General features: G+C 72.7%; 24 protein-coding genes. 8 read left to right on the forward strand and 16 right to left on the reverse strand.

The window, feature by feature from the left end:
- Positions 1-13: 13 nt before the first annotated feature.
- The 5 genes from OG509_RS04090 to OG509_RS04110 form a co-directional block, all read right to left on the reverse strand.
- Positions 14-1,129: a DegT/DnrJ/EryC1/StrS family aminotransferase gene (locus OG509_RS04090; protein WP_406180184.1), complete on the reverse strand. Its 1,116-nt coding sequence runs from the start codon at positions 1,127-1,129 to the stop codon at positions 14-16.
- Positions 1,126-1,941, reverse strand: coding sequence for a NeuD/PglB/VioB family sugar acetyltransferase (locus OG509_RS04095; RefSeq protein WP_406180186.1), 816 nt, complete (start codon positions 1,939-1,941; stop codon positions 1,126-1,128). The genes OG509_RS04090 and OG509_RS04095 overlap by 4 nt, the downstream gene beginning before the upstream one ends.
- Positions 1,938-3,107: a DegT/DnrJ/EryC1/StrS family aminotransferase gene (locus OG509_RS04100; RefSeq protein ID WP_406180188.1), complete on the reverse strand. Its 1,170-nt coding sequence runs from the start codon at positions 3,105-3,107 to the stop codon at positions 1,938-1,940. The genes OG509_RS04095 and OG509_RS04100 overlap by 4 nt, the downstream gene beginning before the upstream one ends.
- Entirely contained in the window at positions 3,104-4,111 is a 1,008-nt protein-coding gene (locus OG509_RS04105) for an SDR family NAD(P)-dependent oxidoreductase (RefSeq protein ID WP_406180190.1), read from the reverse strand. The genes OG509_RS04100 and OG509_RS04105 overlap by 4 nt, the downstream gene beginning before the upstream one ends.
- A gap of 101 nt (positions 4,112-4,212) precedes the next feature.
- Complete coding sequence (locus OG509_RS04110) at positions 4,213-5,337, reverse strand: Gfo/Idh/MocA family protein (RefSeq protein WP_406180192.1); 1,125 nt, start codon at positions 5,335-5,337, stop codon at positions 4,213-4,215.
- Positions 5,338-5,747: 410 nt separating this feature from the next.
- Here OG509_RS04110 and OG509_RS04115 point away from each other — a divergent pair, with 410 nt between their 5' ends.
- The 4 genes from OG509_RS04115 (at position 5,748) to OG509_RS04130 (ending at position 9,952) form a co-directional block, all read left to right on the forward strand.
- Positions 5,748-6,623 carry a glycosyltransferase gene (locus OG509_RS04115; protein ID WP_406180194.1) on the forward strand — a complete coding sequence of 292 codons (876 nt, stop codon included), beginning with the start codon at positions 5,748-5,750 and terminating at the stop codon, positions 6,621-6,623.
- Positions 6,624-6,756: 133 nt separating this feature from the next.
- On the forward strand, positions 6,757-8,079 hold the full coding sequence (locus OG509_RS04120; protein ID WP_406180196.1) for an MFS transporter: 1,323 nt from the start codon (positions 6,757-6,759) through the stop codon (positions 8,077-8,079).
- Positions 8,076-9,089, forward strand: a complete 1,014-nt coding sequence (locus tag OG509_RS04125; RefSeq protein WP_406180198.1) for a TolB-like translocation protein — start codon at positions 8,076-8,078, stop codon at positions 9,087-9,089. The genes OG509_RS04120 and OG509_RS04125 overlap by 4 nt, the downstream gene beginning before the upstream one ends.
- 74 nt (positions 9,090-9,163) lie before the next feature.
- On the forward strand, positions 9,164-9,952 hold the full coding sequence (locus tag OG509_RS04130) for an SDR family NAD(P)-dependent oxidoreductase (protein WP_387290066.1): 789 nt from the start codon (positions 9,164-9,166) through the stop codon (positions 9,950-9,952).
- A gap of 79 nt (positions 9,953-10,031) precedes the next feature.
- On the opposite strand, the gene OG509_RS04135 is transcribed toward OG509_RS04130, so the two are convergent.
- Positions 10,032-10,205, reverse strand: coding sequence for a hypothetical protein (locus OG509_RS04135; RefSeq protein ID WP_406180200.1), 174 nt, complete (start codon positions 10,203-10,205; stop codon positions 10,032-10,034).
- A gap of 142 nt (positions 10,206-10,347) precedes the next feature.
- On the opposite strand from OG509_RS04135, the gene OG509_RS04140 reads away from it, so the two are divergent.
- Positions 10,348-11,184 carry a hypothetical protein gene (locus OG509_RS04140; RefSeq protein ID WP_406180202.1) on the forward strand — a complete coding sequence of 279 codons (837 nt, stop codon included), beginning with the start codon at positions 10,348-10,350 and terminating at the stop codon, positions 11,182-11,184.
- A gap of 22 nt (positions 11,185-11,206) precedes the next feature.
- On the opposite strand, the gene OG509_RS04145 is transcribed toward OG509_RS04140, so the two are convergent.
- The 3 genes from OG509_RS04145 to OG509_RS04155 all read right to left on the reverse strand — a co-directional run bounded on the left by OG509_RS04145 (position 11,207) and on the right by OG509_RS04155 (position 14,344).
- On the reverse strand, positions 11,207-11,605 hold the full coding sequence (locus OG509_RS04145) for an SHOCT domain-containing protein (protein ID WP_406180203.1): 399 nt from the start codon (positions 11,603-11,605) through the stop codon (positions 11,207-11,209).
- 191 nt (positions 11,606-11,796) lie between these two features.
- Complete coding sequence (locus OG509_RS04150) at positions 11,797-13,218, reverse strand: DUF2252 domain-containing protein (RefSeq protein ID WP_406180204.1); 1,422 nt, start codon at positions 13,216-13,218, stop codon at positions 11,797-11,799.
- Between the two features lie 139 nt (positions 13,219-13,357).
- Complete coding sequence (locus OG509_RS04155; protein ID WP_406180205.1) at positions 13,358-14,344, reverse strand: YhjD/YihY/BrkB family envelope integrity protein; 987 nt, start codon at positions 14,342-14,344, stop codon at positions 13,358-13,360.
- A gap of 156 nt (positions 14,345-14,500) precedes the next feature.
- On the opposite strand from OG509_RS04155, the gene OG509_RS04160 reads away from it, so the two are divergent.
- The gene (locus OG509_RS04160; protein ID WP_406180206.1) at positions 14,501-15,877 is read left to right on the forward strand and encodes a chloride channel protein; all 1,377 of its coding nucleotides are present in this window, start codon (positions 14,501-14,503) and stop codon (positions 15,875-15,877) included.
- On the opposite strand, the gene OG509_RS04165 is transcribed toward OG509_RS04160, so the two are convergent.
- The 6 genes from OG509_RS04165 to OG509_RS04190 form a co-directional block, all read right to left on the reverse strand.
- Complete coding sequence (locus OG509_RS04165; RefSeq protein WP_406180207.1) at positions 15,871-16,206, reverse strand: winged helix-turn-helix domain-containing protein; 336 nt, start codon at positions 16,204-16,206, stop codon at positions 15,871-15,873. The two genes, OG509_RS04160 and OG509_RS04165, sit on opposite strands and share 7 nt — an antisense overlap.
- Positions 16,203-16,622, reverse strand: coding sequence for a hypothetical protein (locus OG509_RS04170; protein ID WP_406180208.1), 420 nt, complete (start codon positions 16,620-16,622; stop codon positions 16,203-16,205). Before OG509_RS04170 ends, OG509_RS04165 begins: the two co-directional genes overlap by 4 nt.
- 93 nt (positions 16,623-16,715) lie before the next feature.
- Positions 16,716-17,504 carry a GNAT family N-acetyltransferase gene (locus tag OG509_RS04175; RefSeq protein WP_406180210.1) on the reverse strand — a complete coding sequence of 263 codons (789 nt, stop codon included), beginning with the start codon at positions 17,502-17,504 and terminating at the stop codon, positions 16,716-16,718.
- Positions 17,505-17,717: 213 nt separating this feature from the next.
- Complete coding sequence (gene kdpB / locus OG509_RS04180) at positions 17,718-19,769, reverse strand: potassium-transporting ATPase subunit KdpB (protein ID WP_406187455.1); 2,052 nt, start codon at positions 19,767-19,769, stop codon at positions 17,718-17,720.
- A 41-nt stretch (positions 19,770-19,810) separates the two neighbouring features.
- Positions 19,811-21,739, reverse strand: a complete 1,929-nt coding sequence (locus OG509_RS04185) for an amino acid permease (RefSeq protein WP_406180212.1) — start codon at positions 21,737-21,739, stop codon at positions 19,811-19,813.
- A gap of 107 nt (positions 21,740-21,846) precedes the next feature.
- On the reverse strand, positions 21,847-24,375 hold the full coding sequence (locus OG509_RS04190; protein WP_406180214.1) for an ATP-binding protein: 2,529 nt from the start codon (positions 24,373-24,375) through the stop codon (positions 21,847-21,849).
- A 118-nt stretch (positions 24,376-24,493) separates the two neighbouring features.
- Between OG509_RS04190 and OG509_RS04195 the strand changes: the two genes are divergently transcribed.
- Positions 24,494-25,288 (forward strand): aminotransferase class IV, encoded by a 795-nt coding sequence (locus OG509_RS04195; protein WP_406180216.1) that lies wholly within the window; start codon positions 24,494-24,496, stop codon positions 25,286-25,288.
- Positions 25,289-25,334: 46 nt separating this feature from the next.
- Here OG509_RS04195 and OG509_RS04200 read toward each other — a convergent pair whose 3' ends face one another.
- Entirely contained in the window at positions 25,335-25,850 is a 516-nt protein-coding gene (locus tag OG509_RS04200; protein WP_406180218.1) for a hypothetical protein, read from the reverse strand.
- Positions 25,851-26,066: 216 nt separating this feature from the next.
- Between OG509_RS04200 and kdpF the strand changes: the two genes are divergently transcribed.
- The gene (gene kdpF / locus OG509_RS04205) at positions 26,067-26,156 is read left to right on the forward strand and encodes a K(+)-transporting ATPase subunit F (RefSeq protein WP_063783927.1); all 90 of its coding nucleotides are present in this window, start codon (positions 26,067-26,069) and stop codon (positions 26,154-26,156) included.
- Positions 26,157-26,166: the final 10 nt, after the last annotated feature.

Consider the following 26,166-nt stretch of genomic DNA (forward strand, 5'->3'; position numbering starts at 1 on the left):
GCGGCGCTGGGCGTCAGCGCAGCGCGTCGGTGAGCGCGTCCACGACCCGCTGCTGTTGGGCGGCGGTGATCTGCGGGAAGAGCGGGAGGGAGAGCATCCGGTCCGCGGCCCGCTCGGCGTGCGGGAAGTCCCCGCGGCCGTGGCCGAGGTGGGCGAAGGCCGGGGTGAGGTGGACGGGGGCCGGGTAGTGCACGCCCGCGCCGATGCCCTCCGCGTTGAGCTTGCCGACGACCGCGTCGCGGTCCGCGCCGCCGACCCGGACGACGTACAGGTGCCATACGTGGACGTTGCCCTCCGCCGTGACCGGCAGGGTGACGCGTCCGGCGGCGGCCAGATCGGCCAGCAGCCCGTCGTAGCGGTCGGCGGCGGCGCGGCGGGCCGCGTTGCCGTCCGCGAGCCGGGCCAGTTTGGCCCGCAGCACCACGGCCTGGAGGCCGTCCAGCCGGCTGTTGAACCCGGCCACGTCGTGCCGGTACTTGGCGATGCCGCCGTGGTTGGCCAGGGCCCGTACGAGGTCGGCCCGCTCCTCGTCGTCGGTCACCACCGCGCCGGCGTCGCCGTACGCGCCCAGGTTCTTGCCCGGGTAGAAGCTGGTGGCGGCGATCCCTCCGCTGCCGGGGGTACGGCCTTCGCGGCTCGCCCCCTGGCTCTGCGCGGCGTCCTCGACGACCTTGGCGTACGAGGGCAGCTGCGCGGCGAGCTCCGCCGCGGGGGCGCACTGCCCGTACAGGTGGACCGGGACCACGGCGCGCGTGGCCTTGCCGACCGCGTCCAGGGCGGCCTGCGGATCCATGAGCAGGGTGTCGGGGACGCAGTCGACCAGGACCGGGCGGGCGCCGATCCGGGCGACGGCTCCGGCGGTGGCGATGAACGTGTTGGCGGGCAGCACCACCTCGTCGCCCACGCCCACCCCACTGGCGCGCAGGGCGAGTTCGAGCGCGTCGGTGCCGTTGGCCACGCCGACGCAGTGGCCGACCCCGGCGAAGGCGGCGTACTCGCGCTCGAAGGCGCGGACCTCCTCACCGCCGATGAAGGCGGTGTCGGCCAGCACCCGGTCGAACCCTGCGCGTAATTCCTGCGCGACCTCGGCGTGCGCCGCCTTCAGGTCCACGAGCGGTATCCGGTTCATCCGACTGTGCTCCCCATCCGTGTTTCCGGCCCTCCGCGTGTCTCGGGCCTGATCCGTGTACCCGGCCCCCGGCCGGTCTCCTCGCCGTCGGCCCATAGCTCGTCGAGCGCCGGGCCCCCCGCCTCGCGCAGCCGGCGGGCGGGGCTTCCGGCCCACACCTCGCCGGGCGGCACATCGGCCAGGACCGTGCTTCCCATACCGGTCAGCGACCAGGCGCCGACCGTGGTGTTCTCCCGTACGAGGGCGCCCGCGCCCACGTACGCCCCGCGCCCCAGCCGCACCCCGCCGCCCAGGCGGACCCCCGAGGCGAGCGTCGCGAAGTCCCCGACCGTGTCGTCGTGGGTGAGGACCGCGTGCGGCATGACCGCCACGTGGGCCCCCACCCGTACGGCCGCGGTCAGGACGCAGTGCGCGAGCAGCACCGAGCCCGGGCCCAGCACCGAGGACGCCGAGACCGCGGCCGTGGAGTGGACCACGGTCGCGTACCGGCTCTCGGGCAGGGCCAGGCGCCGCACCACGCGGGCCCGTACCGCGTAGTCGCGCGGGCTGCCCACGCAGACCACGACGCGGGCTGACTGGTACCGGCGCTGGTGCAGCAGCTCGCTGCCCCCCAGCACCGGCACCCCGTCGACGTCCAGGCCGTGCAGGGCCGGGTCGTCGTCCAGGTGCCCGGCGAGCCGCCACCGCGGGGGGCGGTCGCGCTCCAGGTCGGCGGCGGCCGTGTCCCGTACGGCCTGGGCGGTCTCGCGGGCGAACCCGCCCGCGCCGACGATCAGGAGGTCCTCGGTGACCCGGGCCTGCGGGGCGGTCATCCGCCGGCCTGTTCGCGCAGCACCGCGACCACCCGGTCCTGCTGGTCCTGCGTCATGGTGTGGAACAGCGGCAGGATCAGCGAATCGCGGCTGATCCGCTCGGTCACCGGCAGCGGCGCCGCCCCGTGTCCGGCGTAAGCCGGTTCCAGGTGCGAGGCCATGATCCCGCGCCGGGCCGAGATCCCGGCCTCGGCCAGCGCGGCGAGCAGCTCGTCCCGGCCGACCGGGAAGTCCGCGGTCAGCAGCACCCAGTACGACTGGAAGTTCCCCTCGCCGTGACCGGGGTCGCGGACCGGGCGCAGGCCCGGGATGCCGGCGAGCAACTGGCCGTACCGGGCTGCCAGTTCGCGGCGGCGGGCCACGATCTCGTCCAGTTTGCCGAGCTGCACCAGGCCGACCGCGGCCTGGATGTCGGTCATCCGGTAGTTGTAGCCGACCTCCAGATAGGCCTCGGCGATCGGCTTGCTGCTGGCGTGCCGCTGCGCCGCGGACACGTTCATGCCGTGCTCGCGCAGCCGGCGCAGGCGCGCGGCCCACTCGGCGTCGTCCGTGGTCACCATGCCGCCCTCGCCGGTGGTGATCACCTTGCGCGGGTGGAAGGACCAGGCGGCGAGCAGGGCTCCGTGGCCGACCGACTTGCCGCCCACGGTCGCGCCGATCCCGCAGGCCGCGTCCTCCACCAGCGGGACGCCCCAGTCGGCGCAGGCCGCGCGCAGGGCGGTCACGTCCGCCGGCACCCCGCCCTGGTGGACGGCGAGGACGGCCTTGGTGCGGGGGGTGCGTACGGCGTCCACGGTGTCGGGGGTCAGGTTCCCGGTGGCCTCCTCGACGTCCGCGAACACCGGGTGCGCGCCGACGTAGCGCACCGCGTTGGCGGTGGCGATGAAGGAGAGCGAGGGAACGATCACCTCGTCGCCGGGGCCGAGGTCGAGCGCGATCAGCGCCAGGTGCAGGGCGGTGGTGCACGAGCTGACGGCGATGCCGTGCTCGGCGCCCACCCGTTCGGCGAAGGCCCGCTCGAACGCGGCGACCCGGGGACCCTGGGCGACCCAGCCGGAGAGCACCGCCTCGGCGGCGGCCTGCGCCTCCTCCTCGCCGAGCCACGGGATCATGACGGGGATGCGGGCGGGTGCGGCGTTCGCGGCGGGCGCGGTCCGGGCGCTCATCGGCCGGCCTCCCCGGCCGCCGCCTGCGCGGCCGCGTCCGCCGCGCGCTCGGCCCGCCACCACTCCACCAGGTCCCGCAGCCCGCGGCGCATGTCGATCTCGGCGGTGAAGCCGAGCCGCCCCGAGGCCTGCGAGGTGTCCGCGAGGCGCCGGGTGACCCCGTTCACGGCGCGGGCTGGTCCGTGCTCCGGCACCATCCCCTGCGCGCCCATGGCCTCCAGCAGTCCGACGGCCAGGTCGCGCAGGCTGGTCTCGGACCCGCTCGCGACGTTGAACACCTCGTCGGTCAGGTCCGATTCGGCGGCGAGCAGGTTGGCGCGCGCGATGTCCCGTACGTCGGCGAAGTCCATGGTCTGGGTGCCGTCGCCGAGGATCAGCGGCGGTTCGCCCGCGGTGATCCGCTCCATCCAGCGGATCAGCACCTCGGTGTACAGCCCGTGGATGTCCATCCGGGGCCCGTAGACGTTGAAGTAGCGCAGCGCGACGTAGTCCAGCCCGTACATGGCGTGGAAGCTGCGCAGCATCCCCTCGTTGAAGGCTTTCGCCGCCCCGTAGAAGGTGTCGTTGTTGTACGGGTGGTGGCGCTCGGTGGTCGGGAAGGTCTCCGCGAGCCCGTAGACCGAGGCGGAGGACGAGGCGACCACCTTGCCCACGCCGGCGGCCACCGCGGCCTCCAGTACGTTGAACGTACCGTCGACCAGCACCTCGTTCGCCAGCCGCGGCTCCTCCGCGCACTGGGTGATCCTGATGGCGGCGAGGTGGAAGACCAGCTCGGCGCCCTCGGTCGCCTTGCGTACGGTCTCCCGGTCGCGGATGTCGCCCTCGACGACGTCCACCGTGCCGCTCTTGAGGGCGCGGGCCAGGTTGGCGGCCCGACCCCGCACGAAGTTGTCGAGCACGACGACCTCGCGCGCCCCGTTGTCCACCAGCAGGTCGACCACGTGCGAGCCGATCGTGCCCGCCCCGCCGGTGACCAGAATCCTCTTGCCTCGTACGCTGCTCAACGCCCTGCCCCTACTGAGTCGGTCATGGTGTTTCGTGCTGCGCCCGGCGCGGTGCGCGCGGCCGTGGGCGCGGGCGGTCCCGTGGAGGGTCCCGCCAACGATCAGCGCCCGGTGCGCAGTCCGACGACCGCGCCGCGGAACTCCAGGCTCCGGGAGGCCGCTTCCAGGATGTCGAGCACTTGCAGGCCCGACCAGCCGTCGGTCAGCGCCGGCCGCCGCGTCCTGATCGCCGCGGCGAACTCCTCGACCATGCTGCGCAGGGCCTCCTTCTCGCCGATCGCGGGCGCCACCATGTCCCCGGTCCGGTAGGAGACGAGCATGTCGCGGCGCTCGTCCGCGCCGATCTCCTGCGGGGCCGTCATGTCCACGCCGCGGTCGAAGACGGCGACGCGCTGCGTGGGGTTGAGGTCGTCCCACACCAGGGTGCGCTTGGAGCCGCCGACCATCGTCGTGCGGACCTTCACCGGGGACAGCCAGTTGACGTGCACGTGGGCGATGGCACCGGTGTTGAGCGTGAGCGTCAGATAGGCCACGCAGGACTGGCCGGCGCCGATCGGGTCCGCCCCGTGCGCGGCGACGGCGACGGGCCGGATGTTCTCCGGGAGGATGAAGTCGAGGACCGAGAGGTCGTGGGGGGCCAGGTCCCACAGGACGTCGATGTCCTTCTGGACGAGCCCCAGGTTGATCCTGACCGAGTCGACGAACTGGATGTCGCCGAGTTCGCCGGAGCGGACCATGTCGCGGATGCGGGCCACCGCCGGGGTGTAGCAGTAGGTGTGGTCGCACATGAGGGTGAGGCCGCGTTCCTCGGCCTCGGTCACCAGCTTCAGACCGTCCTCGTACGTGGCGGCGAGGGGCTTCTCCACGAGGACGTGCTTGCCGGCGCGCAGGGCGGCCAGAGCGACGTCGAGGTGGGTGCCGGCCGGGGTGGCCACGGCGACCGCGTCGACGGCCGGGTCCGCCAGGACGGCCGCGTAGTCGGAGGTCGCCTGGACCGTGGAGTAGTGGCCGAGCACCTGCCGCGCCCGGTCGACGTTCAGATCGCAGAGCCAGCGGAGCCGGAACCCCGGACTGGACTGGAAGTTGCGGACGAGATTGGGTCCCCAGTAGCCCGCTCCGATGACGGCGACGCCTAACGGCTTGGCCGGCCACGCACCCGCGATCGCGGCCTCGCGCCCCGTACCCTTCGCGGATTCCTTCTCTGATTCCTTCTCGGATTCCTTCACGGCATTCCCTTTCCTTCGGCGCACGCCCGAGGGCGTATCGACAACCCATGGCCGGGACGCGTGCGAAGGAAGGGGGTGCCGCCGACGGCCGGCGCCGGGGCGCCTGCGCGCCCCGTGCGTGACCTGCCCAACGGTGATGGCCCCCCACGACCGATGCCCTACGTGTTGCGACGTACTTTCCGCCCCCCGGCCGCCCGGCACCCCTCGCCGGTCCGGCCACGGGCAGGCAGCCTGTTCCCCCAAGCCGCCGAACCCGTAATTTCCCCAACTACCCTGCTCCGATTGGATTTCAGCGTCACCGAAGCACGCCGAATCCGGTCGGCTGCGTTCAATCTAGACCACCGGACCTACCCCCGGGGAGAGTTGGAGGAAACGGTCGGCGCGGGTGTTCGAGCGTGCATACTTCCGGGGTGACCAGCATCGTGATCCCGGCCCACAACGAGGGCCGGGTCATCGGCCGGCTCCTCGACGCGCTCCTGGCCGACGCCCCGGCGTCGGGGCCCGACATCGTCGTGGTGTGCAACGGCTGTACGGACGACACCGCCGCCGTGGCGGGCGCGCGAGGGCCCCGCGTACGGGTGGTGGAGATACCGACTCCCTCCAAACACACGGCACTTCGGGTCGGCGACGAGCACGCGCAGGGCTTTCCGCGCCTGTACGTGGACGCCGACGTCGAGGTCGGGGCGGCCGACGTACGGGCGCTGACCGGCGCCCTCGCGGACCGTCCGGAACTGCTCGCCGCGGCCCCCGGCCGGGACATCCCGCTCTCCGGGTGCGCCTGGCCGGTCCGTGCGTACTACCGGGTCTGGCAGCGGCTGCCCGCCGTCCGCGAGGGGCTGTTCGGGCGGGGCGTCATCGCGGTGACCGAACCGGGGCACGCCCGGATCGCCGCCCTGCCCCCGCTGATGGCCGACGACCTGGCGGCGTCCCTCGCGTTCACCCCGCAGGAGCGGCGCGTGGTCGAGGGGGCCCGGGTCGTGGTGCATCCGCCGCGCACCTGGCGGGACTTGATCAGGCGGCGCGTCAGGGCGGCCACCTCTTCCGCCGAACTGGAGCGCTTCCAGGCCTCGCAGGCGCCCGGGAGTGCGGAGGGGGCGCACGCGCCGTCCGCGCGCACCGGTATGGGCGATCTGCGCGCCCTGCTGCGGGCCCAGCCGAGCCTGCTCCCCGGGGTCGTGGTGTTCGTGGTGGCGGCCCTCGCCGCCCGGCGAGGGGCCCGCAAGGCCATCCGGTCCGGGGACTTCTCGACGTGGCTGCGCGACGAGAGCAGCAGGCAGCAGAACTGAGCCGAGCCGACCTGAGCCGAGCAGCCGCCTTCCGCCGAATCAGGCCGTACGCCGTCCAGTTGGCCCGTACAACCACTAGGGTTTCACTCACACGTACGAGTGACCAGACCGTCGGCACCGGGAGCTCCAGAGCATGTACCTCGCGGACCGCTCCGCGCCCGCCGGCGCGAAGACCGCACCGGACGGCGGGCCCGGCCGGGCCCCCGCGGTCGCCTCGGCCGTCCTCGCGCTGGGCACGGTCAGCCTGATCACGGACGTCTCCTCGGAGATGGTCACCGCGGTGCTGCCGCTGTACCTGGTCGCCGGGCTCGGGCTGAGTCCGCTCGGCTTCGGCGCGCTCGACGGGGTCTACAACGGGGTCAGCGCGCTGGTGCAGCTGACCGGCGGCCACCTCGCCGACCGGGTCCGCAACCACAAGCTCGTCGCGGGCATCGGCTACGGGCTGTCCGCCCTGTGCAAACCGCTGCTGCTGCTCGCCCACAGCCTGGGTCCGGTGGGCGTGGTCCTCGCACTGGAGCGCACCGGCAAGGGCCTGCGCACCGCTCCGCGCGACGCGCTCATCTCCCTTTCCACACCTGCCGAGTTACAGGGCCGCGCGTTCGGCGTGCACCGCGCCATGGACACCACCGGGGCGCTGCTCGGCCCCCTCGCCGCCTTCTTCATCCTGAACGTGGCGGTGGGCGGCTACGACGCGGTCTTCGGCGTCAGCGCGTGCATCGCCGTGCTCGGTGTGGTGGTGCTGATGCTGTTCGTCCCGTCGGGGGCGGGCCCGGGCCCGGATCCCGTCGAGACCGTGAAACCGGGCGGCGCGAAGCCCGCCGGCGTGAACCTCCGCGAGGCGGCGGCGCTGCTGCGCCTGCCCCGGCTGCGCGCCCTCGCCCTCTGTGCCGCCCTTCTGGGCCTCACCACCGTCAGCGACGCCTTCCTCTACCTCCTGCTCCAGGACCGCACCGGCATCCGCGAGCAGTGGTTCCCGCTGCTCCCCCTGGGCACCGCCGCCGTGTTCCTGCTGCTGGCCGTGCCGGCCGGCGCCCTGGCCGACCGGATCGGCCGCCGTACCGTCTTCCTCACCGGGCACGCCCTGCTGCTGGCGGGGTACGGGCTGCTGCTGTGGGCCCCGCACTGGCCCGCCCTCCCGTACCTGGTCCTCGCCCTGCACGGCCTGTTCTACGCCGCGACCGACGGGGTCCTGCCCGCCGCCGTCGGCGCGACCGTCCCGGCGAAGCTGCGGGCCACCGGCCTCGCCCTCGTCGGTACCGGCCAGGCGCTGGCCCGCTTCGTCTGCTCGCTCGCCTTCGGCGCCGCCTGGACGGTGTGGGGCGCGGGTCCGGCGCTCGCCGCCGCCGCGGCCGGTCTGTGCTGCTGCGTGGCCGTCGCCGGCTTCGTACTCCGCCCGTCGGCCCCGGATCCGGAATCCGCTCCCGACCCCGCCCGACTCCCCCGAGGAACCCGATGACCCGCTCACGCCGGCTGCTCGTACTCGCGGTGGCCGTGCTGCTCCTCGGGGGCCTCGGCACTGCGCTGGTACTGCGCTCCGCCGCCCGCGCCGAGCAGACGCACGAGGGGGACCCGACGGTCGCCCAGGGCCGGGTCACGCTCGGGCAGCAGAACCGGCTGGCCTTCCTCAACGGCGCGCAGGGCCCGCACCGAGGGGCCCTGGTCTCGGTCCCGGGGCAGACACCGCAGTCCGAGCGGACCGCCTCGGGCCTCATCTGCCAACGCTTCCACGCCGCCGCCGGCACCGGTGTGTGCCTGAACTCCTCGCCGGGCGCGCTCGCCCAGGACAACAAGGCCCTGATCGTCGATTCGGCTCTGCGCACGCTGCACACCTTCCCGCTCGCGGGCACCCCGTCGCGGGCCCGGGTCGCGCCGAGCGGCCACTTCGCCGCCTGGACGGTGTTCGTCTCCGGCGAGTCCTACGGCGCCGCGTTCTTCTCCACCCGTACGACGATCGTGGACACCCGGACGTGGGCGGTCGAGCCGGACCTGGAGAAGTTCTCCATCGTGCTGGACGGCCGCCCCTACTCCTCGGGGGACGTGAACTTCTGGGGCGTCACCTTCTCCAGGGACGACGACACCTTCTACGCCACCCTCGCCACCGCCGGCCAGACGTACCTGGTGAAGGGCTCGCTCTCGCGGCGCAGCGTCACCACTCTCGCCCAGAACGTCGAGTGCCCGTCGCTGTCCCCGGACGAGACCCGGGTCGTGTACAAGAAGCGCGTCATGCGCGGTGCTTCGCTGTGGCGCGAGCACGTACTGGACCTGCGCACGCTGCGGGAGCAGCCGCTCGCGGAGAAGCGCAGCGTGGACGACCAGGCGCTGTGGCTCGACGACCGCGCGGTGGCGTACGCCCTGCCCGCCGAGGGCGCGCCGGACACCACCGACCTCTGGACGGTCCCGGCCGACGGCTCGGGCGCCCCCCGTCTCCTCACCCCGGCGGCCTCCTCCCCGACCCGCCTGGGCTGATACAGGGCCACCTGCCTGACGTAGCGGCCCTGTCGGGACGGGATCGGGCCCGTAGACGTACAGACTCGGTACTCGTGGATCTGCATCTCACGGACAAGGTGGCGCTGGTCACCGGAGCGAGCAAGGGCATCGGCCTGGCGATCACGCGGGCGCTGGCCGGAGAAGGCGCCCTGGTCGTCGCCGCCGCCCGTACGGTGGGCGGCCCCCTGACGGAGCTGGCCGCGGGCGGGCGGGTCCGGCCCGTCGCCGTCGACCTGGCCACTGCGGACGGACCGGAACACGCCGTACGGGAGGCGGTCCTGGCCTTCGGCGGGCTGGACGTCCTGGTCAACAACGTCGGCGCCGTCCGGCCCCGGCTGGGCGGGTTCCTGTCGCTGACCGACGAGGACTGGACCTGGGCCCTGAACATCAACTTCCTGACCGCCGTCCGCACCACCCGGGCCGCCCTCCCCCACCTGCTGGAGCGCGGTACGGCATCGATCGTCACCGTCAGCTCGGTCAACGCGTACCTGCCCGACCCGGGGGTGATCGACTACTGCGCGGCGAAGGCGGCGCTCGCCAACTTCTGCAAGGCGCTGTCCAAGGAGGTCGGACCGCGGGGCGTACGGGTCAACACCGTGAGCCCCGGCCCGGTCGAGACGGCCCTGTGGCTCGGGGATCAGGGGGTGGCCGCCACCGTGGCAGGTGGTACCGGGAGCACGCCGGACGACATCGTGGCGGGCGCCGCCGCGCAGTCCGTCACCGGGCGCTTCACCCGCCCCGAGGAGGTCGCCGACCTCGTCCTCCTGCTGGCCTCCGACCGGGCCGGCAACACCACGGGCTCCGACCACACCATCGACGGCGGACTCGTCACCACGCTCTGATTCCGGCCGGGGTCCGGGCGCGGGCAGGGGCCAGGGGTCGGGGGTCGGGGGTCAGAGGTCGGGGGTCAGGGGTCAGAGGTCAGGTCCGCTCGTCGGCGAGGATGCGGTCCGCCGCGTAGTGGGGGCACGAGGCCGTATGCCAAGTGACCGTCAGGATGCCGGCCTCCGCCGACAGGGTGCGCGCGGTGCCGTCCTTCGGGCCCGCCTGGCAGTACGTGCACACCACGGGTCTCGGCTTGGGGAACTCCAGCATGGTCGGCCCTTCCCGCTCAGACGCACCGGATACGCCAACTCCTATCAAACCTGGGCGGAACCCGGCCCGATACCTGCCGGTAGGCCCGGAAATCCTGCAACCCGGGCGGAGATGTGATCCGCGCGTGAAGTAGCGTTTGGGCATGAGCATGCCGCCGCCGTCCCCGTACTCCCCCGGTCCGTACGGACCCCCGCAACAGCCCGGTCCGTACGGCGGCCAGCAGTACCCGTACCCGCCCACACCGCAGCCGCAGCCGCAGCCGCAGCCGCAGCACGGTCAGGGCGGGTGGGGACAGCCGCCGATGGGGCCGCCCATGGGGCCGCCGCCGGGCGGGCGCCGGACCGGGAAGAGCGCCGGCGTCATCGCGGCCACGGTGGTGGGGCTCGTGGTCGCCGGGTTCGTGCTGAACCGGATGAACGAGGTGAACCAGCACACCAGCGGAGTCGGATTCCCCGCGGCCAAGTACCGGCTCACGGTGCCGAAGACCCTGTTGGGCGGCTCGTACACGCTCTCCGAGGACCTGTCGCAGACCCAGGGCAAGGAAGCGATCAAGGGCTACGACCCGAAGATCCGCAACCCGAAGCCCGCCACCGGCCGGTACACGTCCGGATCGCCGACGCAGCCGGACGGGGTCCTCGTCCTCTCCGGGATGTACGGCCAGTTCAAGGACCCGGCGGATTCCCGCAGGAAGATGATGGACGGAGCCGCGAAGGCCGACGGCGCCAAGACGGCGGTCCACCCGCGGGACATCACGCCGGCCGGCACCGGCATCACCGTGACCTGCCAAGTGCTGACATCGGCCCAGGAGGGTGAGACGACCACCCTGCCGATGTGTTCCTGGGCCGACGAGAACACGAGTGCCGCGGTCGCCGTGGTCGCGCCCGAGACCGCCCGGCAGGACCCCGCCTCCGTCGACCTCGACGGCCTGGCCAGGACGACCCTGAGGGTGCGGGCCGAGGCCAGGCAGCCGATCGACTGACCGGGCGGGGCGGATAACGGGGTCAGGCCAGGAGCTTCGCCTTGGCCTGCTGGAATTCGGCCTCGCTGAGCGCGCCCTTGTCCTTCAGGTCGACGAGCTTGGCCAGCTCGTCGGCGTGCGATCCGCCGGCCGGGGCCGTCCCGGCCGTCTTGCGGATGTAGCTCTGGAACGCGGCCTCGTTCTCCTGGGCGCTCTTGACGTCCCGCTGGGTCATGCCCTTGCCCCGGACGATGACGTAGATCAGGACACCGAGGAAGGGCAGGATGATCACGAAGATCAGCCAGCCCGCCTTGCCCCAGCCGCTCATCTCGTGATCGCGGAAGATGTCCGTGATGATCTTGAACAGCAGGAACAGCCACATGATCCACACGAAGAACCAGAGCATGGACCAGAACACACTGAGCGCGGGGTAGTCGTCCATGGACGCCTCCTTCGGGCGGGCCCGATGCCCGCGATCAGCAGTATTGGCGCGCATACCGCCTTCCGCATGTCGAGCGGGCCTCTGACGGACCCCTCGCCCGGCCGCAACGGCGCCACCGCCGAGGTCCTCCGGGCATATCGCACGTTCTGCGGGACTCACCCGGTCGGGTCACTCCGCCGTGGCGGCCGCCGTCACGCCGACTCCGTCACCACCCGGCCGGAGGCCACCGCCTCCGCCAGCGCCTGGTGGTCGCGCTCGTTGAGGTCGGCATAGGACTCCGCGAACCGCACCAGCGCCCGGTCGAAGACGTCTCCGCTGCCCAGGTAGGCGGCGATGGCGATCCGGTCCCCGGACCGGGCATGCGCTCGGGCCAGCGCGGTGCCGCACACTTCGCCGTACGTCCGCATGCCGCGGGGCACCATGAGCGCCGGCTCGACGCTCCCCTTCCAGTCCCGCAACTGCCGTACGTAGAAGTCCCGCTCTCGGCCGTCGATCCCCTTCGCCCGGTGCCAGCCCAGGAAGATGTCGCTGGCCGCCTGCATCAGGCGCTGCCCGGCCACCACCCGCTCGCCCTGCATGGCGTACTCTCCGGGGCCGGTGTACGGGGCGAGGACCGACTCCCCCGCCTCCTTGGCCTGCAGGATCAGCGGGTCACCGCCGTCGCGCCCCAGGAGCAGGACGATCCAGCACCGGGTGCCCACACTGCCGACGCCCACCACCTTGCGCGCCATATCGACGACGGTGTACTGCCGCAGCAGGTGCCGCCGGTCCGACGGCAGGGTCTGCCCGTAGCTCTCGACCATGTCGCGGATCTGCTCCTCCAGCGAGCTGCGCTCCTCGCCCGGCAGCAGCTCCGACAGGGGTGTGACGAGAGGCGGGAGTGACCTGAACCGGCGTTCCCCGGCGACCACTTCGGTGAGCTTCCCGGCGGCCTGGAGACTGTCGCGCCCGCGCGCCTTCGCCAGCTCCTCGGCCAGTTTCCTGCGTCCGCGCGAGCGCAGTTCGGCCGCCCCCAGCGTACGGAGCTGTTCCGCGTCGACCCGCGTGTACCAGACGTCGAGGTGATTCATCGCGGCGTAGCGGCGCATCTGCTCGCGATAGGACCTGGCTGTGGCCAGGACGATCGCGGCTCGCTCGCGATCGTCGAAGCCGTTCTCCCGCCCGGCGATGGCCAGGCTCGCGGCCAGCCGCTTGACGTCCCATTCCCACGGTCCGGGCAGTGTCTCGTCGAAGTCGTTGATGTCGAACAGCAGATTGCGCTCCGGGGAGCCGAGGAGCCCGTAGTTCAGCATGTGGGCATCACCGCACAGTTGGACCCGCAGTCCCGAGTCCGGTGTGTGGGCCAGGTCCGCCGCCATGACGGCGGCGGCACCCCGGTAGAAGCGGAACGGCGACTCCACCATCCGCCCGTACCGGATCGGCACCAGGTCCTCCACCCGGCCGGCCGACTGCCGTACGAGTACGTCCACCGGGTCCTCGCGGTCTGCGGACGGCTCGAACTCCCCGTGATCGGAGCGGGGTGCCTTGCGTCGGGCGGATCGGCCGCGTACGGCCCGCTCCTCGGCGGACAGCCGCCGGATGTCTTCCTCCGCCCTTGCGGCACGCATTGCCATCGCCATGCACCTCCAGGCCACGTCACTCGGGCCCCCGCTGCCCAGCATGGCATTCCCGGCAGTGCGCTGCCGTCCGTACGAAGCGGCCCCTGGAGCCGCTCGGCCCTGCTCGGCTCTGTTCGGCCCTGCTCGGCCCTGTTCAGCCCTGTTCGGCTCCCAGCCGGTTCGGGGTCGGACTGCCCAGCCGGCGGGCGAGGAACGGCTCCTGCGCCAGGACGGCCCCCGTGGTGATGCCGACGGCGACGGCCACGCACACCACGATCAGCCAGGACAACAGGACGAAGACCGAACCGGCCGAGCCGAATTCGTCCAGTGCCCGGTTGAGGGCGATCGGCATGTAGAAGCGCGCGGTGATCGAAAGGGCGGTGAGGCCGACGGCGGTGAACACCGCTCCCGGCAGCAGTGCGAGCCAGCCGACCAGCCCGCCCAGCAGCAGGTGCTGGGTCCACCACCACACCAGCGTCTGGAAGACGAGGGTGAGCGGAATGCCCAGCCAGAGCCCGAGGCCGAACCCGTTGCGTACGGGGCCCTGCAGGGCTAGCAGGCAGATCCAGACGGCGATCCAGACGAGCCAGCGCCAGACCGCGATCCGCACCCCCGTACGCGGAATCTCCCACGCCCGCTTGCACAGCCGCTGCATGGCGCGGCTGACGGCGGTCGCGGACAGCAGCACCATCACGGCGCCCACCAGGCCCACCGCATTCTGGAAATCCCCGTGGGAGCCGGCGAAGATGCTGTTCAGTTGCTCGCTCGCCGCGCCGTTGAGCCCGAACACCGCGCGCACCGAGGCGAGCAGTTGCTCCCGTACGGCCTGCGGGGCGAACGAGGCGAAGACGAAGAGCAGCGGCACGGCCGTCAGGAAGCACTGCGCGGCGAGCCGTGTCGCGGAGTCGAAGATGTCGACCGCCAGCATGCGCTCCGCGGCGTTGGTGACCACCGGGAAGCGGGACTCGGCCTGGTGCTTGAGCCGCCGGGCCTCCGCCGTCGCGGCGCGCGACCGGGTCCGCCACCACGAGGGGTGCGGGGCACTGCGCGCGTTCTTGCCGGAGGGCATCAGCGCACCGACAGCACCGGCGGGGTGGTCGTCGTCATCGGGGGTCTCCTCAGGGACGGGCCTCGCCTTCATTCTGGCCCGGCCGACCTGGCCCGTCGCGGTGATAGGGCGGATGGTCGAACGGGCGAGGTTCGGGGGTGCGCGAAGGTGCGGGCGTACGGGCACGGTGCTGCAATGGCCTTAGGCCGCACGCACGGGTGAGGACGGGGGACGGGAAGGAACGGCTCCATGACGCAGCCGACTCAGCCGACTCCGCCGACTCCGCAACCTCAGCCGAATCCCGCGTCACTGCCGACGGAAGCCGCGAAGCTCGGCGAGCTGCTCCGGGCACCGGGGTACCTGAAAACGCTGCTGTTCTGCGGGCTCGTCGGCATCCCGGTCTCGCTGGCCGCCTTCTGGTTCCTCGCCGGGCTCCAAGAACTGCAACGCCTGGTGTGGGTGGACCTCCCGCAAGCCGCCGGATTCGACTCACCGCCGTGGTGGTGGCCGCTTCCTCTGCTGCTCGTCTCGGGCATCTGCGTCGGGCTGATCGTCACCCACTTCCCCGGGGCCGGCGGCCACATCCCCGCCTCCGGTCTGCACCCGAGCGGTTCCGGGCCCGCAGTCCTGCCCGGGGTGATCCTCGCGGCCGTGTTCAGCCTCCCGCTCGGCGCCACGCTCGGCCCCGAGGCCCCGCTCATCGCGCTGGGCGGCGGACTCGCGGTCGCCCTCCGGCACCTCACGGGAACCCCGGAGACGCCGATGAGCACCGCGTTGCTGGGCGCGGCCGGATCGGCCGCGGCGATCGCCGCCATCTTCGGCAATCCGCTGATCGCCGCCGTGCTGCTGATGGAGATCGCGGGCGTGGGCGGCCCCCGGCTGTTCGCGGTGATGCTGCCGGCGCTGCTGTCCAGCGGCATCGGTTCGCTCGTGTTCACCGGGTTCGGCCGCTGGACCGGTCTGTCGACCGGCAACCTGAAGGTGAATCCGGGCATGGAGTTCCCCCGGCTGGACTTCGGTGACGTGGTCTGGTCGATCCTCATCGCCGTGGTCATCTCCTGCGCCGTGCACCTGATCCAGCACGGGGGCCGGCTGACCGCCGTCCACGTCGCCGGACGGCCGCTGCTCGTCACGACCCTCTGCGCGCTCGCCGCCGGCGCCTGCGCGGCCGCCTACGCGCTGGGCACCGGCCTCAATCCCGCGGACGTGGCCTCCTCGGGTCAGGACACGATGGGCCGGCTGGTCGCCGATCCGCACGCCTGGGGCGTGGGCGCGCTGATCGCCGTCCTGCTCTGCAAGGGCGCCGCGTTCTCCCTGTGCCTGGGCAGCCTGCGCGGCGGCCCCATCTTCCCGTCGCTGTTCCTCGGCGCGGCGGCGGGCATCCTCTGCTCGCCCCTGCCCGGCCTGGGCGTCGGCGCGGGGCTGGCGGCCGGTATGGCCGCCGCCACCGTGAGCGCGCTGCGGCTTCCGGTCAGCACCGTGATCCTGGTCGTCCTGGTGCTGGGCAGTACGGCGATGATGCCGGTGGCGATCCTCTCCACGGTCGTGGCCTTCGTCACGGCCGAACTCCTCCCCCCGGGCCCCCCGGTCCCCCCGATCGGCCACACCCCCCGACCCGCTCACTGACCCCAGTCGCCGGCGATCGCCCGCAGGGCCGCGAGATGCCGCTGGTAGGCGGTGCGGCCGTCCGCCGTCACGGCGATCCAGGTACGCGGACGCCGGCCGACCCTTCCCTTGTGGACCTCGACGTAACCGACTTCCTCCAGAGCGGCCACCTGCTTGGAGAGCAGCGAGTCGGTGACCTCCACGAGGTCGCGCACGAAGCCGAACTCCGCCTTGTCCAGCGGCATCAGGGCCGCCATCACCGAGATCCGGACGGGTGCGTTGAGCAGCGAGTCGAGCCCGTGCCGTGGGTGGGAACCGGCATGGAGTCCGCCTCCGGGGTCCGCCGTCACGACGACCGTCGCTGTTCGAGACCGGCCCCGACGGCAAGCGGCAGCGCACAGGCGAGCGCGCCGACGGCGGTGAACGGCACACTGTCGGCGAAGAGGGTACTGCCCAGCGCCACCGTCCCGACGAAGACCAGGCTCCACGTCCCCACGATGACCCCGTGCCTGAAGCCGAACCCGCGCCGCACCACCGGCTGCCGGGCGGCGTACGCACTCAGCCCCCCGACCAGCAGTACCTGGGCGACCGCCAGGGTGGAGGCTGCTGCGAACCCGTGCCACAGCAGCGCCGCCGGCACCAGGAGCAGCTGGCTCCCGCCGAACACCGTGAGGTAGCGCGCATACCACCCGCTCCGCCGCCGTGCGGCCTTCTCCAGCGCCGCCGCCTGTCCCAAAGCCCCGACGGCGTTTCCCGACGTACTCACAGCAGGTCCCCCTCAACTCCGATGCCAATCAGCTACTTTCCAGAATGATCTCTACTTTCCATTTTGGCAAGTAAAGGATGGCGGGCGGTGCGGCTACGCGTGAGCGGGGGCCGGGTGGGGTGGAGAGGGGGTGCGGAGGCCTCGGGTGGCGTAGTGGACGTACTCGTGCTCCAGGCGGAAGCCCGCCCGCCAGGCCAGGAGACGGCTGGGGCGGTTGTCGCGGGCGCAGGACCAGGTCGGGGTCCGGCCGCGGGCCGCCATGTCCTCGCACAGGCCGCTCACGCAGGCCAGTCCCAGGTGCCGGCGCCGGTGCCCGGGATCGGCGAGCACCGCGACGTCCTCGTACCGGCTGCCCGCGAAGTACGCGCACGCCACCGCCAGCAGTTCGCGCCGGTGGAAGGCGCCCCATGCGGCGCCCGAGCCGGCCAAGCCGTGCGGGCCGCCCCAGGTCCCGTGGATCCACGACGCCTGCGGCCCGAGCGCCGCCAATGCCCGCGCATCGCCCGCGAGGAGGCGTCGTACGGTCACCCCGCGCGGCGGACGGGCCGGCAGGGCGGGGGGCCGGCGGACGTACATCATCCGCTCCCAGGGGGTGACGCCCTCCAACGCCGTGTGCAGCGAAGCCGCGAAGCCGGCCGAGGCATGCACGTAGTGGGTTGCCAGCGGGCGGAGTTCCTCGGCGGCGAGGCCCCGCGGGTCCCCGCGCAGCAGCGCGTGGTCCCCGCAGGAGACCGCCAGGACCCGGGGGTTGCGGGGGCGGTCGCACCACCAGCGGCCGCTCCCCGTTCTCAGCACGTGCTCGGCGAGCGCGCCGATGCCCGGGGATCCGGCGGGGAACCACGGGGCGAGGGACGGGAGAAGGGAAGGGTGCAGCTCGATCACGGGGCCACCCCTGGGGCGGAAGGGAGGAGGCCGGGGCGGCCGGACGGGGGCCGCCCCGGCGGCGGAGCCTGCGGCGCGCGGACGCGCAGGCCGATGTCCGAGGACTCATCCAACCCGAGCCGCGAGCGATGCCTCAAGGCCTCTTACGGGTCCCTGATCCGGCGTTGACGGAACTCCTCCACGCCGCCCGTCAACGGAGCCCGTCCACCGAGCTCATCCGAGCCCGGGGATCGCGGAGACCACCAGGTCGATGAGTTTGATGCCGACGAACGGCAGGACGAGGCCGCCCAGTCCGTACACGGCGAGGTTGCGGCGCAGCAGGTCGTGCGCGGACGCGGGCCGGTAGCGGACGCCGCGCAGCGCGAGCGGGATCAGCGCCACGATGATCAGGGCGTTGAAGATGATCGCGGAGGTGATCGCTGAGGTCGGACTCCGCAGGCCCATGACGTTCAGGGCCCCGAGCCCGGGGTAGGCCGACGCGAACATGGCGGGGATGATCGCGAAGTACTTGGCGACGTCGTTGGTGATCGAGAAGGTGGTCAACGCGCCGCGCGTGATGAGGAGTTGCTTGCCCACCTCGACGATCTCGATGAGCTTGGTGGGGTTGGAGTCCAGGTCCACCATGTTCCCGGCCTCCTTCGCGGCCGAGGTGCCCGTGTTCATGGCCACTCCGACGTCCGCCTGGGCGAGGGCCGGCGCGTCGTTCGTACCGTCACCGGTCATCGCGACCAGCTTGCCGCCCGCCTGCTCCCGCTTGATGAGGGCCATCTTGTCCTCGGGCGTGGCCTCGGCCAGGTACTCGTCGACTCCCGCCTCCGCGGCGATCGCCGCCGCGGTCAGCGGATTGTCGCCGGTCACCATGACCGTACGGATGCCCATGCTGCGCAGTTCCGCGAAGCGGTCCCGGATGCCCTCCTTGACCACGTCCTTGAGGTGGATGATCCCGAGTGCCCGCGGCCCCTCCCAGTCGTGGACGGCGACCAGCAGCGGCGTACCGCCCGACCGGGACACCTGCGCGGCCCGTTCGGCGGTCTCGGCCGGTACGCTCCCGCCCCGCATCGTCACCCAGTCGCAGACCTCCTGCACGGCCCCCTTGCGGATGGCGCAGCCGTTGCCGCCCGCCCAGCTCAGGTTGATGCCGCTCATCCGGGTCTTGGCGCTGAAGTGGACGAATCGCGGCCGGCTCAGCTCGTGCTCCGCGGGGGCCTTCAGGCCGTACCGCTCGGCGAGGGCGACGACGGAGCGGCCCTCGGGGGTGTCGTCGGCCAGCGACGACAGCTGCGCGGCGTCGGCGAGCTTGCCGTGGTCGACGCCGGGCAGCGGGACGAAGCGTTCGGCTTCGCGGTTGCCGGTGGTGATGGTGCCGGTCTTGTCGAGGAGCAGGGTGTTCACATCGCCCGCCGCTTCCACCGCCCGGCCGCTCATGGCCAGGACGTTGCGCTGGACGAGCCGGTCCATGCCGGCGATGCCGATCGCCGACAACAGCGCCCCGATGGTGGTGGGGATCAGGGTGACCAGCAGGGCGACCAGGACGGCCGTGGCCTGGGCGGCGTGCGCGTACCCGGCCATCGGCTGGAGGGTGATCACGACCAGGATGAAGATCACGGTCAGGGCGGCCAGCAGGATGTTGAGGGCGATCTCGTTCGGGGTCTTCTGCCGGGCCGCGCCTTCGACCAGGGCGATCATGCGGTCCAGGAAGCTGTGTCCCGGGCGCGAGGTGACCCGTACGACGATCGAGTCGGACAGCACGGTCGTACCGCCCGTGACCCCGGAGCGGTCGCCGCCCGACTCGCGCAGCACGGGGGCCGATTCGCCGGTGACGGCCGACTCGTCGACCATGGCGGCGCCGTCCACGACGTCCCCGTCGGCCGGGACCGTCTCGCCCGCCTCGACCAGGACGAAGTCGAAGGGCTGGAGTTCGGCCGGGGTGACGGCCTCGGTCGGCGCGTGGCGCAGGTTCGTTCCGTACGTCCAGTGCTGGAGCCGCAGCGCCACCGTGTCCGTACGGGCCTTGCGCAGCGACTCGGCCTGGGCGCGGCCGCGGCCTTCGGCAACGGCTTCGGCGAGGTTCGCGAAGAGCACGGTCAGCCAGAGCCAGACGCTGATGACCCAGGTGAAGACCGACGGGTGCAGCAGCGCCGAAAGCGTGGTCAGCACGGAGCCGACGGCGACGACCAACAGCACGGGTTTGCGGACGAGTTCGCGCGGGTGGAGCTTGCGGACGGCCTCGCGCGCGGAAGCGGCGAGCTGCTCGGGCTCCAGCATGCCGGCGGGGCCGGGGCGTTGGTGCTTGCGGGATCGCTGGGTCACCGGGGCCGACGCCTGTCGTCGGTGATGCCGGTGGCGCCGGTGGTGTCGGTGACACCGGTGATGCGGAACCGCAGTCGGCAGATCACCGCGTCCGTGTCGCGGCGCACCGCGTGGGCCACGACCGAGCCGCGCTGGTTCTGCAGGAGCCGCTGCCACAGGTGCGCCGGCTCGGTCTCCGGGATCAGCACGGTGACCTGCGCGTCCGGGTGGGTCGCGGTGAGTTCGCGTACGTAGCCGGAGACGGGGCGGCCCAGCGCCCGGGTCGGCGAGGTGACCTCGACGAGCTCGACTCCCGGGTTCCACAGCTCCCAGTCGCGGCGCAGGGCTTCGGCGGCCTGCCGGTCTTCGGCCGTGGGGTGGGTGACGGTGACGGCGAGGACCTCGTCGCCCAGCGAGCGGGCGGCGGTCAGCGCCTGGCGGGTCAGCTTCGACAGCCCGGAGACGGGTACGACGACCAGCGAGCGGGACCGCGTCGGGGACTGCGGGATCCGGCCGAGCTCCAGGCGCTCCCCGATCTGCGCGTACGTCCGCTGGATCTTCTCGAAGCCGAGGACCAGCAGCGGCAGGGCGAGGACGATGATCCAGGCGCCCTCGGTGAACTTGGTGGCGGTCACGACGACGGCCGCGACACCGGTGAGGACCGCTCCGAATCCGTTGAGGGCCGCCTTGTTGCGCCAGCCCGCGGGGCGTTCCCCGTACCAGTGCCGGACCATGCCGACCTGGCAGATCGTGAAGCCGACGAACACGCCGATCGCGAAGAGCGGTACGAGGGAGTTGGTGTCGCCGCCGGAGAAGACCAGCAGGGCCGCGGAGACGGCGGCCAGTGCGAGCACGCCGTGGCGGTGGACCTGGCGGTCGGCCTTGAGCGAGAAGAGGTGCGGCAGGTAGTTGTCGCGGGCCAGCAGGCTCATCAGGACGGGCAGTCCGCCGAAGGAGGTGTTCGCGGCGAGGGCCAGCAGCACCATCGTGGCGAACTGGACCACGTAGAAGGCGATGTTGTGCCCGAAGGAGGCGTCGGCGAGCTGGGCGAGGACGGTGACGCCCTCGACCGGCTGGAGGTGGAAGCGGCCGATCAGGATGGACAGGCCGATCAGCATCACGCCGAGCAGGGCGCCGAGCGCGACCTCGGTGCGCTGCGCGCGCCGCGCCGCCGGGGCACGGAAGGACGGCACGGCGTTGGCGACGGCCTCGACACCGGTCAGGGCCGAACAGCCGGCCGCGAAGGCCTTCAGCAGGAGCAGCGCGCCGACGGCCCCCGAACTGTGTTGCAGTGCGCCCTCGCCGAGCGCGGAGGCATGCCCTGCGGCGGACGCCGTGCTGACGGGCCCGTCCCGGAAGAGGCCGACGGCGATCATCGCGAGGATCGAGCCGACGAACACCGCGGTCGGTATCAGGAAGGCCTTCGCCGAGTCGACCACGCCGCGCAGGTTCACGGCCGTGACCAGCACCAGGACGGCCAGGCACAGCCAGACCCGCTCGCCGTACAGCTGCGGGAACGCCGAGGTCAGCGCGGCGACTCCGGCCGTCACCGACACGGCGACGTTCAGCACGTAGTCCAGGATCAGCGAGGCCGCGGCCACCAGGCTCGTACGCCGCCCCAGGTGCCGCTTGGCCACGGCGTACGAGCCGCCGCCGTCCGGGAACGCCGCGATCACCTGCCGGTACGAGGCCACCAGCACCGCAAGCAACACCGCGATCGCCACGGTGATCGGGAGCGTGAACCCCATCCCGTACGCGCCGGCCGCCGCGAGCACCAGAACGATCGACTCCGGCCCGTAGGCGACGGACGCCATGGCGTCCAGCGAGAGCGCGGCGAGCCCCTGGAGCGCGGTGAGCTTGTGCCGGTCGCCGGACCGGGCATCGGGGGGCTCCTCCGGACCGGGGACCCTGGTCGCCGTGTCCGTCTTACCCGTGTGCATGGCCATGTTGTTGCCGGTCCCTCCGATTGAGCGAAGACGAGGGACAGCGTCTGGGCGGGAATGGGTCATCGCCAGCCGTCTTGGCGACATCCATATGTCCGCCACCCCACTCTTCACGCACTCCTGACGACGGCGGTCGCCTCGGCGGCGGGGAGGGCGAGGACCATGGTCAGGCCGCCGCCGGGGGTGTCCTCCGGTGTGAGCGTGCCGGCCATCGACTCGGTGAGACCGCGCGACAGGGCGAGGCCGAGCCCGACGCCGGTGGTGTTGTCGGTGTCCCCAAGCCGCTGGAACGGTACGAAGGCCTTCTCCCGGTCGGCGGCGGGCAGCCCGGGCCCGCGATCGACGATCCGGAACTCGACGCGGCCGGCGAGCGCGCTGGCCGTCAGCAGCACCGAGGTCCCCTCGGGGGCGTGGCGGGCGGCATTGCCGAGGAGGTTCGCGATCACCCGTTCCAGCAGCGGCGGGTCGGCGAGCACGGCGGGAACCGTCTCCAGCCCCCGGGTCTCGACGGCGGGCGCATCGGGCGGCAGGGCTTCCAGGGCGGCCGGCAGCACCTCCTCCAGTACGGTGGGGCGCAGGCTCAGGGTCAGCGCCCCGGCTTGGAGGCGGCTCATGTCGAGCAGGTTCTCGATCAGCCGGTTGAGGCGGGCCATGGACTCGTCGGCGGTGGCGAGGAGTTCCGCCCGGTCTTCCTCGCTGAACTCCACGTCGCTGCTGCGCAGGGAGCTGATGGCGGCCCAGCCCCCGGCGAGCGGTGTGCGCAGGTCGTGGCTGACCGCGGCGAGCAGCGCCGTACGCATCCGGTCCGCGGCCTTGACGGGTTCCACCTCGGCGGCCGCCTCGGCCAGCCGGGCCCGCTCCACCGCGGCGGTCACGTGAGCGGCGAACGCGGTGAGGACGCGGCGCTCGGAGGCCGGCAGCGTACGGCCGCGCAGGACCAGCCTGGCGTCCTGCCCGATCGGCACCTGCGTCAGCGGAACGCCTGCGCGCACAGGGGGCGTTGATGCCTCGGCCACCGATGCGTCCAGCAGCTCGACGGAGTCCATGCCGAAGGTCTCCCTCGCCCGTTCCAGGAGCGCGGGAACCGTCTGGTCGCCGCGGACGATCGAGCCGGCGAGCGAGGACAGCGTCTCCGCCTCGGCCGTCGCCCGCGCCGAGCGGCGCGAGAGCCGCAGCGACCGGTCCACCACGGCCGCCACCGTCCCGGCCACCACCGCGAACACCACCGTGGCCAGCACGCTGTCGAGGGTCGACGTGAACGCACCGACGGGCGGTATGAACCAGTAGTTCAGCAGCAGCGAGGCCGTGACGGACGCGACGACGGCGGAGACCACCCCGCCCACGCAGGCCACGCCGACGACGCTCAGCAGGAAGAGCAGGGCCTCGCTGGTGAGGTTGAGGCTGCCGCGCGTGCGGTCGAGGAGGAAGGTGAGCGCGATCGGCAGGACGAGGCCCAGCACCGGCCCCGCGATGAGGCGCGACGTCGGCAGCGTGCGCCGGCGGGACGGCAACAGGCGCCCGCGGCCCGCCCGTTCGTGGGTGACCATGTGGACGTCGATGTCGTCGGAGTGCCCGACGACCGTCTCCCCGATGCCGCGCCCGGTGAGGAAGCGTTCGAGGCGGCTGCGGCTGCTGGTGCCGAGGACCAGCTGCGTGGCGTTCTCGGCGCGGGCGAACTCCAACAGCGCGGTCGGGACGTCGTCGCCGACGACGCAGTGGTAGCTGCCGCCGAGGCTCTCGGCGAGGGCCCGCTGGCCGGCCAGCGCGGCGGACGAGGCGCCCGCGGCAAGGCCGTCACTGCGGGCGATGTGCACGGCGAGCAGGTCGCCGCCGGCCGACCGGGCGGCGATCCGGGCGGCCCGGCGGATGAGCGTCGCCCCCTCCGGGCCGCCGGTGAGCGCGACCACGACCCGCTCCCGGGTCTCCCACACCCCGCCTATGCCGTGCTCCGAGCGGTACGTCTGCAGGGCCTCGTCGACGCGGCCCGCCACCCACAGCAGCGCGAGCTCCCGCAGGGCGGTCAGGTTCCCGACCCGGAAGTAGTGGGCGAGCGCCGCGTCGACCTGTTCCGGCGGGTACAGATCGCCGTGGGCCATCCGGCGCCGCAGCGCCTCGGCGGGCAGGTCGACGAGTTCGAGCTCATCGGCGCGGCGCACCACGTCGTCGGGCACGGACTCGAACTGCGGCACCCCGGTGATCTTCTCGACCACGTCACCGAGGGACTCCAGGTGCGCGATGTTCACGGTGGTGACCACGTCGATCCCGGCGGCGAGCAGCTCCTCGACGTCCTGCCGGCGGGCGGAATTGCGGCCGCCGGGGGCATTGGTGTGCGGGAGCTCGTCGACCAGCGCCACCTCCGGCCGCCGGGCGAGGACCGCGTCCAGGTCCAGCTCCGCCCGGGCACGTGGCAGGAGTTCGAGACCGGTGAGCTTCTCCTGCGTACGACGGCGCCCGCGGCAGTCGACGTACGCGACCACCACATCGGTGCCGCGCTCGGCCCGGCGCCGGCCCTCGTCGAGCATCCGGCAGGTCTTGCCCACCCCCGGTGCCGCGCCGAGCAGGACCTTCAACCGCCCCCGCCGGACTTCCGCCGCCACCACCGAACCCGCCTCCTCGTTCCCGACGCGCGCGTAGGACACGACACCGCCAGGTCATCATCGGGCGAGTGCGGCGCCCGGCGGGGCCCGGCCCGAGGACCTTGACGCGGTTCTGTCGCGGCCGTCCGGTGCGCGGGGCCACGACGTGCAGACTGCGGGTATGGCAACCCTGAACGGCTCCCCCGCCTCCCCCGCGGCCCTACAGGCCCTCGCATTGACCAATTACGGGCATTTCACCACCATGAAGGTCGAGGACGGCGGGGTGCGGGGGCTGGCCCTGCACCTCGCCCGGCTGGTCGCGGACTGCCGTGCGGTGTTCGGGGCGGAGCTGGATCCCGAGTGGGTGCGGGAGTGCGTACGCAGGGAGGCCGGCGGCGGGCGGGCCGGGGCGGTCATGGTGCGGGTCACGGTCTTCGACCCCGAGCTGGACCTGACGGCCCCCGACCGTGCGCGGCGGCCGGGCGTGCTGGTGACGACGCGCCCCGCCGCGGGCACCGCCGGCCGCCCGCTGCCGGCGCTGCGCGTGCAGCGGCTCCCCTTCCACCGCGACACGCCGTCCGTGAAGCACGTGGCGCTGTTCGGGCAGCTGCGCCTGCGGCGGGCGGCGCGGCTCGCCGGGTTCGACGACGTACTGTTCGCCGGTGCGGACGGGCTGGTCTCCGAGGGCTGCACGTGGAACATCGGCTTCGTGGACGAGGCCGGGGCCGTGGTCTGGCCCGAGGCCGAGGTGCTTGCGGGGACGACGATGCGGCTGCTCCGGGCCGCCGGGGCCGGACATGTCACGGCTGCGGTGACGGATGCCCGGCTGCGCTCGATGCGGGCGGCGTTCGCCACGAGCACCGGCCTCGGCGTACGGGCGCTGGCGGCGGTCGACGACATCGTCTTCCGCGCCGAAGACCCGGTGATCGGCACACTGCGGGAGTCCTACGCGGCCGTACCGCTGGACCGCCTGTAGTGGACCGCCTGTAGTGGACCGCCTGTAGCGGGGTCGTGGAACCCCTTCAGGCGGTGTCCATGTCGGAGATCTTGAAGACCGTCCTCACGGTCTGCCGGTCGATGAGGCGCGCGAGCCGCCGGAGCGCGTCCGCGCCCTCCCCCAGGGTGCCGAGGGACAGGCTCACCTTGACGCCCTGGTCGAACAGGTGCCACAGGGCCGGGTTCGCCGCGAAGACCCGCGGATCGACCTCCAGCCGGTTGCCGTCGAGGTCCCTCAGGACCAGTCGCTGCGCGACGCCGTCATGCCAGGCGACCGAGACGAGCCGGTCGGTGCGGACCCGGCGGTGGTGGAGCGGTCCCCGGGTCATGAGCATGCCCGGGGCGGCGCGGACCCGGTTGGGCCAGAGGACGGCGAGCAGTGTGAGGCCGAGGGCCGTCCAGAGCAGGACGCGCTGCCAGTGGGTGCAGCCTGCCGCGGCGTCGACGGCGAGGAGCAGTCCCGAGAACAGCACGGCGACGCCGGCCGCGGCCCGGGCGTCCGGCGCCCAGTTGTGGTCCTGCACGAGTTTCGGTCCAGGCATGCGGTCCATGGAACGGCAGCCGGCGGGCACCTGCCGGCACCGCTGACGTTCTTCTGACACCGGAACCGTAAACCCTGACGTCCTTCTGATGCGTGCGAGTGGAAACCGTATGAAACGCATCAAAAGGCCGTTCCCGTCCGATACCCCGGCGAGCCGCGCGGGCACTGTGGAGGTGGCGGAGCACCGCCCCCACCAGGAGAATCGGAGACATGATCCATGGACGCTGAGAACGTGGTCGGGCTGATCATCGCCCTCGCTCTGCTCGGCTACCTCATCGCGGCCCTGATCAAGCCCGAGAAGTTCTGAGAAGGGTCCC

It is taken from the genome of Streptomyces sp. NBC_01006 (genome assembly GCF_045162725.1).
Lineage (GTDB): Bacteria > Actinomycetota > Actinomycetes > Streptomycetales > Streptomycetaceae > Streptomyces.

Coding starts and splice junctions, on each gene's coding strand:
- OG509_RS04150 (WP_406180204.1), bottom strand. CDS start 13,218: ATGGCAATGCGTGCCGCAAGGGCGGAGGAAGACATCCGGCGGCTGTCC.
- kdpF (WP_063783927.1), top strand. CDS start 26,067: ATGGACGCTGAGAACGTGGTCGGGCTGATCATCGCCCTCGCTCTGCTC.
- OG509_RS04200 (WP_406180218.1), bottom strand. CDS start 25,850: ATGCCTGGACCGAAACTCGTGCAGGACCACAACTGGGCGCCGGACGCC.
- OG509_RS04195 (WP_406180216.1), top strand. CDS start 24,494: ATGGCAACCCTGAACGGCTCCCCCGCCTCCCCCGCGGCCCTACAGGCC.
- OG509_RS04120 (WP_406180196.1), top strand. CDS start 6,757: ATGTACCTCGCGGACCGCTCCGCGCCCGCCGGCGCGAAGACCGCACCG.
- OG509_RS04160 (WP_406180206.1), top strand. CDS start 14,501: ATGACGCAGCCGACTCAGCCGACTCCGCCGACTCCGCAACCTCAGCCG.
- kdpB (WP_406187455.1), bottom strand. CDS start 19,769: ATGCTGGAGCCCGAGCAGCTCGCCGCTTCCGCGCGCGAGGCCGTCCGC.
- OG509_RS04100 (WP_406180188.1), bottom strand. CDS start 3,107: ATGAGCGCCCGGACCGCGCCCGCCGCGAACGCCGCACCCGCCCGCATC.
- OG509_RS04185 (WP_406180212.1), bottom strand. CDS start 21,739: ATGGCCATGCACACGGGTAAGACGGACACGGCGACCAGGGTCCCCGGT.
- OG509_RS04090 (WP_406180184.1), bottom strand. CDS start 1,129: ATGAACCGGATACCGCTCGTGGACCTGAAGGCGGCGCACGCCGAGGTC.
- OG509_RS04155 (WP_406180205.1), bottom strand. CDS start 14,344: ATGAAGGCGAGGCCCGTCCCTGAGGAGACCCCCGATGACGACGACCAC.
- OG509_RS04095 (WP_406180186.1), bottom strand. CDS start 1,941: ATGACCGCCCCGCAGGCCCGGGTCACCGAGGACCTCCTGATCGTCGGC.
- OG509_RS04140 (WP_406180202.1), top strand. CDS start 10,348: ATGAGCATGCCGCCGCCGTCCCCGTACTCCCCCGGTCCGTACGGACCC.
- OG509_RS04135 (WP_406180200.1), bottom strand. CDS start 10,205: ATGCTGGAGTTCCCCAAGCCGAGACCCGTGGTGTGCACGTACTGCCAG.
- OG509_RS04125 (WP_406180198.1), top strand. CDS start 8,076: ATGACCCGCTCACGCCGGCTGCTCGTACTCGCGGTGGCCGTGCTGCTC.
- OG509_RS04145 (WP_406180203.1), bottom strand. CDS start 11,605: ATGGACGACTACCCCGCGCTCAGTGTGTTCTGGTCCATGCTCTGGTTC.